This window comes from Methylophaga sp. F-2, from assembly GCF_056859315.1.
In genome coordinates, this window is the sequence record NZ_JBSXOF010000013.1 from 26,981 (window position 1) to 39,538 (window position 12,558).

Annotated in this window: 9 protein-coding genes and 2 tRNA genes; 9 read left to right on the plus strand and 2 right to left on the minus strand. The window is 43.3% G+C overall.

What is annotated here, in order from left to right:
- Nucleotides 1–2 precede the first annotated feature (2 nt).
- The 9 genes from nirD (at nt 3) to AC13DA_RS02040 (ending at nt 12,124) form a co-directional block, all read left to right on the plus strand.
- Nucleotides 3–308 (plus strand): nitrite reductase small subunit NirD, encoded by a 306-nt coding sequence (gene nirD / locus AC13DA_RS02000; protein WP_007146299.1) that lies wholly within the window; start codon nt 3–5, stop codon nt 306–308.
- A 21-nt stretch (nt 309–329) separates the two neighbouring features.
- Nucleotides 330–2,984, plus strand: a complete 2,655-nt coding sequence (locus AC13DA_RS02005; RefSeq protein ID WP_284450618.1) for a nitrate reductase — start codon at nt 330–332, stop codon at nt 2,982–2,984.
- Nucleotides 2,985–3,104: 120 nt separating this feature from the next.
- The gene (locus AC13DA_RS02010) at nt 3,105–4,358 is read left to right on the plus strand and encodes an alginate export family protein (RefSeq protein ID WP_284450617.1); all 1,254 of its coding nucleotides are present in this window, start codon (nt 3,105–3,107) and stop codon (nt 4,356–4,358) included.
- A gap of 356 nt (nt 4,359–4,714) precedes the next feature.
- Entirely contained in the window at nt 4,715–5,578 is an 864-nt protein-coding gene (locus tag AC13DA_RS02015) for a nitrate- and nitrite sensing domain-containing protein (RefSeq protein ID WP_284450616.1), read from the plus strand.
- Nucleotides 5,579–5,589: 11 nt separating this feature from the next.
- The gene (locus AC13DA_RS02020) at nt 5,590–6,198 is read left to right on the plus strand and encodes an ANTAR domain-containing response regulator (RefSeq protein ID WP_007146293.1); all 609 of its coding nucleotides are present in this window, start codon (nt 5,590–5,592) and stop codon (nt 6,196–6,198) included.
- Between the two features lie 267 nt (nt 6,199–6,465).
- A complete protein-coding gene (locus tag AC13DA_RS02025; protein WP_007146291.1) occupies nt 6,466–7,704 on the plus strand; it encodes an EAL domain-containing protein in 1,239 nt (412 codons plus the stop codon).
- A gap of 166 nt (nt 7,705–7,870) precedes the next feature.
- Nucleotides 7,871–9,337, plus strand: a complete 1,467-nt coding sequence (locus tag AC13DA_RS02030) for a NarK family nitrate/nitrite MFS transporter (protein ID WP_284450615.1) — start codon at nt 7,871–7,873, stop codon at nt 9,335–9,337.
- A 13-nt stretch (nt 9,338–9,350) separates the two neighbouring features.
- Nucleotides 9,351–11,078 (plus strand): bifunctional protein-serine/threonine kinase/phosphatase, encoded by a 1,728-nt coding sequence (locus AC13DA_RS02035; RefSeq protein ID WP_284450614.1) that lies wholly within the window; start codon nt 9,351–9,353, stop codon nt 11,076–11,078.
- A 131-nt stretch (nt 11,079–11,209) separates the two neighbouring features.
- A complete protein-coding gene (locus AC13DA_RS02040; RefSeq protein WP_284450613.1) occupies nt 11,210–12,124 on the plus strand; it encodes a GGDEF domain-containing protein in 915 nt (304 codons plus the stop codon).
- A 79-nt stretch (nt 12,125–12,203) separates the two neighbouring features.
- Here AC13DA_RS02040 and AC13DA_RS02045 read toward each other — a convergent pair.
- Nucleotides 12,204–12,279, minus strand: a tRNA-Thr gene (locus AC13DA_RS02045).
- A gap of 193 nt (nt 12,280–12,472) precedes the next feature.
- Nucleotides 12,473–12,548 (minus strand) — tRNA-His (locus tag AC13DA_RS02050).
- Nucleotides 12,549–12,558: the final 10 nt, after the last annotated feature.

Consider the following 12,558-nt stretch of genomic DNA (forward strand, 5'->3'; position numbering starts at 1 on the left):
ATATGAGTTGGACTGAAGTTGGCCCTCTGGTCGATATTCCAAAAAAAGGATCACGTGTACTCGTGACAGCAGAAGGTGATGTTGCGGTATTTCGCACCTCAAGTGATCAGGTCTTTGCCTTATTTGATCAATGTCCTCATAAAAAAGGACCGTTATCTCAAGGACTTGTTTACGATAACCGTGTGGCTTGTCCTTTGCATAACTGGGTTATTGATATGAACAGTGGCGAAGCCACTGGACCCGATGAAGGCTGTACCCGTACATTTGAGACAAAAATAGACAACGGTACCGTTTTTATTTCTCTGTAACCTGATAAAGAGTCTCTAATTTTGGCTGAACAACATACGACGACCACAAAAACGACTTGTCCATACTGCGGTGTTGGCTGCGGCGTGTTAGCAACCCCACTTCAGAATGGCACTGTACAAATTGAAGGTGATGAAACGCATCCTGCCAATCTGGGACGCCTGTGCTCAAAAGGTTCGGCACTGGGAGAAACCGTGGATTTGGGAAATCGTTTGCTCCATCCCAAAGTGCATGGAAAACGGGTGTCGTGGGATGAGGCAATCATGTCAGTGGCTCGTGGATTTAGTGACATTATTGCTAAACACGGTCCTGAGTCGGTGGCGTTTTATGTGTCAGGCCAAGTATTGACGGAAGATTACTACACCGCCAATAAATTAATGAAAGGCTTTATTGGCGGTGCCAATATCGATACCAACTCGCGTTTGTGTATGTCATCCGCTGTGGCGGCGTATAAACGGGCATTTGGTAGTGATACGGTGCCGTGTAGTTATGAAGATATTGAACTTGCCGATTTGGTGATCCTGGCAGGCTCGAATCTGGCCTGGTGTCATCCAGTCATTTTTCAGCGGCTGAGACAGGCTAAAGAAGATCGGCCTGAGATGAAAATTGTGGTGATTGATCCACGTAAAACCTCGACCTGTGATATTGCTGATTTACATTTGTCGGTGAAACCCGGCACGGATGCTACTTTATTTAACGGCCTATTGCATTATCTGAAAAAAGAAGATTATCTGGATCTTGAATTTCTGGAAGCACACACTGAAGGCTTTGCTGCTGCAATGACTGCAGCCAAAACCTCAGCTGGGTCGATTCCTCAAGTAGCGGCTGTGACTGAGTTGCAAGAGCAGGACATAGTGAAGTTCTACCAGCTATTTGCTTCAACGGAAAAAGTCGTTACGGTTTATTCTCAGGGCATTAACCAATCTACTTCCGGAACAGATAAATGTAACAGCATTATTAACTGCCATCTCGCTACCGGACGGATTGGTAAACCAGGCATGGGGCCTTTTTCGTTTACCGGCCAGCCTAATGCCATGGGCGGTCGGGAAGTGGGCGGTTTAAGTAACCAGCTTGCTGCGCATATGGAAATCACCAATCCAGAGCATCATGACCGGGTATCACGCTTCTGGAAGGCCGATAATTTAGCCACAGAAAATGGTGCCAAAGCCATTGATATGTTTAATGAGGTCGCTAGTGGCAAAATCAAAGCCATCTGGATCATGGCGACCAATCCCGTGGTCAGCTTGCCTGATGCTGATAAGGTGAAAACTGCACTGGAAAAATGTGAACTGGTGGTGGTGTCTGAATGTGAACAATTTACCGATACTACTGAACTTGCAGATATTTTACTGCCGGCAGCAGCCTGGGGTGAAAAAGACGGCATGGTGACCAACTCTGAGCGTCGTATCAGTCATCAACGGGCATTTTTACCTTTGCCTGGAGAAGCCAGACCTGACTGGTGGATTATTACTCAGGTTGCCAGAAAAATGGGATTTGAGGCCGCTTTTTCCTTTGAGAAACCAGCCGATGTCTTTAGAGAGCATGCCCAACTGTCCGCGTTTGAAAATGACGGTGAGCGCGACTTTAATATTGGTGGTCTGGCCGATATCAGTGATGAAGACTATGACAATCTGGTGCCAGTGCAATGGCCTGTCATGGCGAATACCGAGATGGGCACTGCACGTCTGTTTACCGACAAACGATTTTTTACGCCGTCTGGTAAAGCCAGAATGATCAGTGTTGAACCTAAATTACCCTTTCATCAAACAACAGAGGCATATCCACTCGTATTAAATACCGGCCGTATTCGTGATCAGTGGCACACCATGACACGAACAGGCAGAGCCGTCAGATTGAATGCCCATATTCCTGAACCGATGGTTCAGATTCATCCATTGGATGCAGCGACTTTTGAGTTGGTAGATGGTGCCTTGGCTGAAGTCAGCAGTCAGTGGGGCGAGATGATTGTTCGGGTGGTGGTAACAGATGAACAACGACCAGGCAGTATTTTTGTGCCGATTCACTGGAGCAGCCAATATGCCTCAATGGCGCGAGTCGATGCCTTGGTGGCCTCTGTTTATGATCCCGTTTCTGGTCAGCCAGAGTCTAAACATACGCCAGTGACGATTCGGGCATACCAGCCTGTCTGGCATGGCTTTATTCTGTCGCGTCATCCCATTACGGTCAAAGATGCCAACTACTGGGTGAAGGTGCGTGGTGCCCAATTCTGGCGCTATGAAATTGCCGGGCAGCAATCATTAGATGACCCAGCCAAATGGGCCCAACAACACTTAGGTGAAGAGGGGGAATGGCTGGATTTCACTGATGCTAAAGCGGGTCGTTATCGCGCTGGTCAAATAAAACGTAATCGATTAGAGGGTGTTGTATTTATTGCCCCTAGTCATGATTTGCCGGCACGTTCCTGGTTATCACAATTATTTAGTTTAAACAGTCTTTCGGATGCTGAGCGATACAGCTTATTGGTCGGTCAGCCCAGTCAGGGGCAAAAAGATGCTGGTCAAATTGTCTGCTCTTGCTTCGGGGTGGGGCAAAACACGCTGAATGAGGCGATTCAATCCGGACATGTCAATTCTATTGATGAGATTGGTCAGAAATTAAAAGCTGGGACCAATTGTGGTTCCTGTGTCCCCGAGTTGAAAAAATTACTTGCTCATTAAAGGTGAGCAGCGTCGTTACTACTAATAGAGGTCTATCTGCAACGAAGCAGTTTGATTTGAGTATTTGATGTTAAAGCCCATTATTCACGAAGAGCGGCTTATTTGCAGAGGAAAAAAAGAATGCCAAAATTAAAAAAGCTAACCCTTATGTCATTACTTAGTACAGGGCTTGGAAGTGTTGCCCTGTTACCTGGTACGGTAATGGCTGATGACAGCTTTTATGATGCGTTGACTGGTGGAAAGGTGAGTTTTTCTGCCAGACTGCGCTATGAGTCAGTAGAGCAGGATAATGCCCTAAAAGATGCCGATGCCGTAACTTTGCGGACAACCTTAGGTTATAAAACCGGTGACTTTCATGGTTTTGGTGCCTTTTTGGAACTGGAAGATGTGTCGGATTTGGGGGGCGATTATGAAGAGTACCCACAAACAGCAGTCAAGAAGTACTCCGTTATTGCTGATCCGAATGGCACGGAAGTGAATCAGGCTTACTTGAGTTATAACGGCTATGGCACGGAAGTCAAACTGGGCCGTCAGGAATTGACCTACCGTGACGCACCGTTTCACCGGTTTATCGGTAATGTACTCTGGCGTCAAAATCATCAATCATTTGATGCTGTTAGTCTGAGTAATAGCTCAATTAAAGATCTTAAATTGAGCTATGCCTATATCAATAAAGTGAACACGATTTTTGGTGATGATCTCACCGCAGGCCTGATTGACGATGGCGTGATTGATATGGACAGTCACTTATTTAATGTTCAATACAGCGGCTGGTCTGTGGGCAAATTAGAAGCGTATAGCTATTTACTCGATTATGAGGATGCTGCTGATAACAACGCTAACTCAACAGCGACTTATGGTTTGAGATTATCTGGTGCGAAGCCGGTTAATGAAAATTTATCGGCAGTCTATACCGCCGAGTATGCGACACAAGATGAATATGCTGATGGCAAAATGGATCCACAGGATTATTACTTGCTGGAGTTGGGCGGTAAATATCAAGGTTGGTTGGCAAAGTTATCATATGAAGTACAAGAAGGTGACGGCACCTTTAGTTTTAAAACACCGCTGGGCACTAACCATGCTTTCCAGGGCTGGGCTGATGTGTTTCTGACCACACCCAATCAAGGGTTGAAAGATACCTATTTCACAGTAGTTGGCAATGTGGCTGGCGCCAAGCTGATCGCGGTCTATCACGACTTTGAAACAGATAAAGACAGCCTTGATGCCGGAAATGAATTCGATGTGATGCTGCAAAAAACCTTTATGCAACATTACACGCTGGGTATTTCCTATGCTGACTACAATGCAGATAAAGAATTCGGCGGTGCTGATACCGATAAGTTCTGGTTATATGGTCAGCTTAAGTTCTAAATCATACTCCTCATCTAGCCGGGCACTGCCCGGCTTTTTTTTATCTGTTAAATCTGCACCACAATTGTTCAATAGCCATCCCCATAACACCATTTTGAAGCAGACGAAAAGTATCTTAATAGTTTAAGTTGCTGTATTTAAATAAATATTTTTTTGGCATAGCTTATGCAAAATTGAGATTGTCATCCACTACTGCAAGGAGCATGTCATGGGATATTTCGTTGACTTAATGATGGTAGTAAAAGAATTAGTGAAATTAATTTTTATGGTAATGATTTCGCCTCTAGGGATTATGGCTGGTTATTTAGCGACCTGGGAATGACTCAGTTCTGAGCTAATTTCACTGGAGAACAAAGATGTATCCATTGATCATTGGTGGTGTAGTTGCCACTTGCATGCTTTTGATTATTTACAATCTGATATCTGAGCGTCGTCAGCTCAATCTGAGAATAAAAAAAGGCATATTACTGACCAGCCATTTACGGTCGGTGGTTGACCATTGCCAAAAACATCGTGGCACAAGCAATGCAGTCGTAAGTGGGAATGAGAAGTTATTACCACAAATGATTCAGCTACAGAATGATATCGACAATCTGATTGACAGTGAGATGAGTCAAACACTATCAGATTTTCCTCAATGGCAATCTTTTATAGAGCACTGGCCTCGACTAAAACAACATGCTCTGGCCAAAGAGCTTTCTCCACAAAATATCGTCAGACAACATAGCTTGATGATAGATGGCCAACTAATGCTATTAGATGATGTGATGAGAGCATATGACTTACATCGCTTGATGCTCGATTCCTGCACACGCGTTTCAGAAATTTGTATTGATACGCTTCGTGTTGCAGAAACGCTCGGATATACACGAGCTATAGGTTCGGGCGTTTGTGCCAGAGGGTCGTGTTTGGCCGCTGATAGAATTCTGCTTGAGTTTTTACGTATCTCAGTAAAAACCACCTCAGAGAGGTTACTGTCTGAAGTCAAATTAATTAATAACAACGATTTGAATTCTTCGTTGGAAACTTCCTCTAAAGCGGTTCGTCAGCAAATTGATGCCTTATTGAATATGGTTGATAAACGTGTGCTTCAACGGGGTCAGTTGAAGCTTGATAGTCATGAATATTTTAATCTTTCCACACGGGCTATTGATGAAGTGCTGAATATTTTCAGTATCGTTATTCAATATGCCTCCCAAAAACATACACGAATGATATGAGCAATGCTGCTATGAAAACAGTCACTAAAACGATTAACACGGTTGTTATCAGTGAATTTACGGAGTTTATGAATACGCTGCAAAAGGTGTTTGAAAATACCGACTATAACGTCATTTTCGAAGCCACTAATTTACAGCAATTACTTAATCTGAAATGGACCATTGAGCCCGACTTGATTATTGCCATTATGAATACCAGCGATAGTCAGCTGTTAAGTAAATTTAAGATAATTAATGAACGCTTTCCATTACCGATTGTGATTTTCACACATGATGACCGAGATGAAGCCATTGAAGAGGCCATTGAGGCTGGTGTCAGTGCCTATATTGTTGATGGTTTTCATGAGAACCGGATTCACGCGATTCTCCGTACTGCCATAGCCCGGTTTAAACAAGTACAGAGTATGCAAAAACAGCTGAAAGATTTAAAAACGTCTTTGGCTGACAGGAAAATTATTGATAGAGCTAAAGGACTTATTATGGAACAACGGAAGTGCACGGAAAATGAAGCATACAGCCTGATGCGAACATCGGCCATGAATCAGAATATGCGACTCGGCCAACTTGCTCAAAATATTCTGGCTGCAGCTAATTTACTTGAACCGCAAAAAAATATTTAATAATTAACAATATAAACAAAGCATGGAGCCACTTTTATATAAGTGGCTTCTTATCTTCTATGGAAGATAGTGTCCTGAACATCATCCAGCTCAATCCCAATATTATTGGCTTAAATCCTGCTTGTACTATTTGCCCTGTAGTAGCTGAAGGTGTCTTTGAGATGTTTAATTTTAACTATTGTGGTAATTAATAAACGGACGCATTAAGATTTAAGGTAAATAATGTTAAAACAACATTGCCCACAGATATCAAAGGTACGAGTAGGGATGACTGAACTGTCACTGAATGAACATCATTATGAAACCACATATAAGTCGTTCTGCCTGACATCGGTTTTTCAACCCATTTTCAGTATCGCTCACCGAAAAGCGGTTGGGTATGAAGGTTTATTACGTGCTAATGATATTGATGGCAGAGCGGTATCGCCGGTTGAGATTATGTCCCAGCCAACCAGTCAGCGTGAACATCTGGAGTTAGACCGGACCTGTCGTTTTCTGCATGCCTCTAACTTTTCTCATCAGCCTGATAATAATGCCTGGTTATTTCTCAACCTCAATTCTCAGTGTCTGGTGGCTGAGCGTCCTGATGCCGGGTTTATGCATGAATTGATGCAGCAAACCAAACTGCCTGCCAGACGTATTGTGATTGAAATTTTAGAGAGTGAAATTGATGACCGTGAGTACCTTTTGGAACTCATTCAACATTTTCGCCGTTTGGGATGTTTGATTGCGATTGATGATTTTGGGGCTGGCCATTCTAATTTTGATCGCATCTGGAATCTACAGCCTGATATTGTGAAGATTGATCGTAGCTTGGTTAAGAAAGCTGGCCAGTCGATGAAGGTGGAAAGAATCCTCACCGGTATCGTGTCACTCATACACGAGGCAGGTAGTTTAGTTGTTATTGAAGGTGTTGAATCCGAAAAAGAAGCGCTAGTCGCTATTTCCAGTAATGCCGATATGATCCAGGGGTTTTATTTTGCTACGCCTGAATCCGATCTGCAGCAGGACGTAGATTTTGGTGAAGCGATGGACCAGCTTTTACAACAACATCAGAATGTCCGTAGTCAATATAATCGTAAGCTTCAACAACATTTCCGCGCTTTCCAGTTGGTTTTTGAGAAAGAGGTTAGTGCGTTTAAGCATGGGCGTGCTTTCGAAGCATGTGGGAGCGAACTGTTTGACGATGAGCGGGCTGTACGTTGTTATTTACTTGACGAATCGGGCTATCAGATAGGTCGAAGCCTGTATTCAAACAAATACACGGCAAAACTGGATATCCGCTTTTCGCCATTACTTTCCGGAGATAATGCGAATTGGTCACATAGACACTATCACTTCAGGGCAATACAAAATCCGGATACAACACAAATTAGTCGCCCATATCTGTCTGTTGCCGGCTCTCATATGTGTATTACTGTGTCACAAGCTGTAGAAGTGAATGGAAAGATGTTTGTGTTCTGTTGTGACCTCGACTGGCCTGATGAAGATCTGGCTATAGACTGACTTTAGTGCACTAGTAGCGTGCAAGATGCACCATTTTAGCTTTAATATGTATTTGGTATGCTTATTTAAATATTAAAATAATATATAAATCAAGTTGTTATAGATTGGCATGATTCCCGCTATTCGAACATAACCATTCTGGTATGTTTAAAAGAGAGCTGAATTAATGTCTAATAACAAACTCAATTTATTATCTTTTAAAGATAATATCCGTACCCTTCATTTAACCTGGATAGCCTTTTTTATCAGTTTTGTGGTGTGGTTTAATCACGCCCCTTTATTAATGGCTATTCGCGATACCTTAGGTCTCGACAGCCAGCAAATAAAAACGTTACTGATACTGAATGTGGCGTTAACCATTCCTGCACGAATTGTTATCGGTATGCTGGTGGATAAATATGGTCCTAAGATCATGTATTCACTGCTGCTCGGTATTTCCAGCATTATCTGTTTTTTCTTCGCTGTGGCCGATAGTTTTGAGCAATTAGCACTTGCTCGCTTTATGTTGGGTTTTGTTGGTGCTGGCTTTGTTATCGGCATTCGTATGATTTCCGAGTGGTTTCCAGCAAAGCAAGTCGGTTTGGCTGAGGGTATTTATGGTGGCTGGGGTAATTTTGGTTCAGCAGCAGCAGCGATGTCATTACCTACGATTGCCTTGATGTTTGGGGGTGAGGATGGCTGGCGTTATGCCATTGGTCTGACTGGTGCTATTGCACTTGTGTATGCCTTCATTTACTACAATAGTGTTTCTGATACGCCACAAGGCTCTACTTACTTTAAACCAAAAAAATCAGGTGCAATGGAAGTGACCAGTAAGGGAGATTTCTTTCTTTATATCGTAATGAATATTCCTATGTATGCAGCACTAGCTTTATTAGCATGGAAGTTATCACCCAGTGGTGTCAGCTTGCTGTCAATGAATGTCAGCTATGCGATTTATGTCGGTCTGGTTGTTTTATTTTTCTATCAGGTTTACCACATTTATCAAGTAAACAAAGAGGTCTTCGTAAAAGAAACCCCTGAAATTCACCGTTACAAATTTAAACAAGTCGCCGTGTTGGATTTAGCTTACTTAGCTACATTTGGATCTGAATTAGCGGTGGTATCGATGTTGCCGTTATTTTTCAGTGAAACGTTTGATATCAGTGCTGTACAAGCCGGGTTACTGGCATCAGGATTTGCTTTTATGAATCTGGTCTCGAGACCTATTGGTGGTTTATTCAGCGATCGTTTAGGTAGAAAGAGAACACTGACGATTTGCATCAGTGGACTGGCAGTAGGGTATTTTGTGATGGGCATGATCACACCTGAATGGTTCATTGTGTTGGCCGTGTTGGCGACGATGGCTTGCTCATTCTTTGTGCAAGCAGGCGAGGGAGCAGTGTTTGCAGTCGTACCACTGGTGCAACGTCGTTTAACTGGGCAGGTGGCAGGTATGGCCGGTGCCTATGGTAATGTCGGTGCTGTGACTTTCTTAACTATCTTATCTTTAGTTTCTGCACAAACCTTCTTCTTCGTTATCTGTGGGACGGCCATTGTTACCCTGATTGCGGTACAGTTTATGGATGAGCCGCGAGGACAAATGGCAGAAGTGCTGCCTGATGGCACAGTACAAATGATAGACGTTCATTAATTGAAGGATCGTTATGGTCGCGAGATTGAAAGTCTCGGTTGGGCAGTATTCCAGCCGAGGCATCAAAGCAGATAATCAGGATGCCGTGGGGTTTTATATCCCTGCCAATCTCGCTCTGTTAGAAACAAAAGGTATCGCGTGTGCCATTGCCGATGGCTTGAGTTCAAGTAACGAAGGCAAACAAGCCAGCCAGGCCTGTGTAACTGGGTTTATGAGTGATTATTTCAGTACGCCTGATTCATGGTCTGTTAAACAGTCTGGCAGCAAGGTGCTGACAGCGATTAACACTTGGTTACACGGTCAAAGCCATCAGTTTAAGCAGGCTGACCGTGGTATGGCATCTACTTTTAGTGCGGTTGTTGTGAAATCAACGACCGCACATATTTTCCATGTGGGCGATTCGAGAATCTATTTGTTTCGTGATGGCGAACTTGAACCCATCACCACCGATCACCGTATACGTATCGATGTTAATAAAGAATATTTAGGGCGGGCTTTTGGCGTTGATTACTGTTTGGACATTGATTACAAGTCTTTCGCTGTTCAGGAAAACGATGTTTTTTTATTAACCACTGATGGCGTGCATGATGTTTTGCCAGACAAAGCACTGAAACAATTTTTGTTGGCAGGTGCTGGAGCTGAGCCAGAGCAATATGCACAACAAATTTGTGATGAAGCTTTTGCGGCGGGCAGTAAGGACAATATAAGCTGTCAGATTCTCACTATTGAGCAATTACCAACACAAGATCCTGATGAAGTCTTTGCTCAATTAACCGCTTTGCCATTTCCGCCGGACTTGTATGAAGGCGTGATTATTGATGGTTACCGAATTAGTCGTGAATTACATGCAAGTTCGACCAGCCAACTGTATTTAGCCGTTGATACTGAAAGCGGTGATAAGGTGGTGATCAAGACACCATCGGTAAATTTTGAAGATGATCCCGCCTATCTGGAAAGATTCTTATTAGAAGAGTGGGTGGGGCGAAGAATCAATAACGCTCATGTGGTAAGAACCATTGAACAAAAGCGGCCACGGCGGTTTCTCTATTACATCATGGAGTATGTGGATGGCAAAACGCTTGAACAGTGGCTGAATGATGTCGGTCGCCTAGATTTAAAAACAGTACGGGAAATTGTGTCTCAACTTGTTTCTGCGGTCAGAGCCTTTCATCGGCTGGATATGCTGCATCAGGACTTAAAGCCCGGCAATATTATGATTTCCAGAGATGGCGTAGTTAAACTTATCGATTTCGGTTCGACTAAGATTGCCGGTATCGCTGATATCTCAACACCGGTGGAGCGTAGCGAGTTATTGGGTACAAAACATTACACTGCACCAGAGTATTTATTAGGTCGTGCTGGACAAGCGGCGTCTGATCAGTTTTCTCTCGCTTGTATTGTTTATGAAATGTTAACGGGCCAACTTCCTTATGCAGAAAAACTGGCGAAGGTGCGTGCCAGACAAGATCTTCATCGTATTGAATATCAATCCATCAACACATTAATTCACGATATTCCTAGCTGGGTAGATAAAACTCTTCAGAAAGCATTACAGCTTTATCCTGAGCGACGATACCAGGCATTATCTGAATTTGCGACTGATTTGATCAAGCCGAATCCGGCGTATTTGCGTGATGAAAAATTACCGCTGATGTACCGTTATCCGGTTAAATTCTGGCAAATATCTTCTTTGGTTTTACTTCTGCTCAACTGCCTGTGTTTATATTTCTTGCTGAAATAATCTGGCACAGCTGGTTTTCACTATGAGCCAATCAATATAATAATTCGCTTATCCAAATCATGATCGTTCATATATTTACAGTATAGCCGTACAAAGAGTATGGTTGTTTATGATGATAGTGACTTTAAATCATGATTGAGACAAAAATGGAACTGAACTCGCAGTTAAAAGAAAAGAATCCAACGGATTTACTCAGTCTGGAGCAAATTGATTCTGCGTGGCCCCTGCTGGATGTTTTACCTTTCCCTGTTACCGTTATTGATATTAACTACATGGTGGTGCGTGCGAATCAAGAAGCTGTTCATGAGTACAGTCATATTGATCAGCCTTGCTACAAAATGAGCCATGGTTATGACAGTCCTTGCAATGAAAATGGTGAAACTTGTCCAAAACTTGATGCTCAGACCCTGAAAACAACGATCAGTCATTTACACATTCATCAAACGAACAGCGGACCACAGAAATTTAAAGTGATGGCTATGCCAATGGATAATGGCGGAGCAATGGAAATGCATATTCCGCTAGATGATGTAACCTCACTCGATGGGGTGACCGGGCTGACAAATCGGGCGGAAGGTGAGCAGGGGGCACGTCGTTTAGTCGCCTTGATGCAGCGTTTGGGAACTCCCTATAGCGTCATCATGCTGGATTTGGACTATTTCAAGAAGATTAATGACCAACATGGTCACCACGTCGGAGATATCGTTTTGAGACGTACTGCTGAAGTCATGGCCGAAAGTATTCGTGCTTCGGATATTCTTGTGCGCTGGGGCGGTGAAGAATTTCTTATGATTTTGTCAGGAGCCCAATCAGAGCACGCTGCCAAGTTCACAAAAACATTATTAGACGCGATTCGTCATATCCGTATTGAGTTACGTGACGAGACACTTTCTGTTTCGGCCAGTGCGGGTATTCGTGCCGTCTCATCTGAGGAGCTATCACACACGAATTTCGATTCTGCTTTAAAACATGCCGACCTGATGCTCTATGCCGCTAAAAATGCTGGCAGGGATCAACTGGTGGTTTATAAAGAGTGTTGTACTTAGCCTGATTGATGGCGGATAGAAAATGAACACCGTGAAATAAAAAAAGCCTTGTCAGAAACTGACAAGGCTTTTTATATTCTGGAGCCGGAGATAGGACTTGAACCTACGACCCGCTGATTACAAATCAGCTGCTCTACCAACTGAGCTACACCGGCAATGAAGAAGCGCATTATACGGAGGCATTTTCGAGCTTGCAAGCCAAAATCGAGATTAATTTTGAGTTTTCATGCAAGTCATTGTTTCAAAATGATGAAAATTTTTTAATAAAAATTTGGATGCTGTGACAAACGCGACATAGATAAACGTTACGTTATTTATCGGCTATTTATTTGGAGTTTGGGGGGAAGGTGGGGTGAGTGATGGGGCTCGAACCCACGACAACCGGAATCACAATCCGGGACTCTACCAACTGAGCTACACTCACCATTATTCTT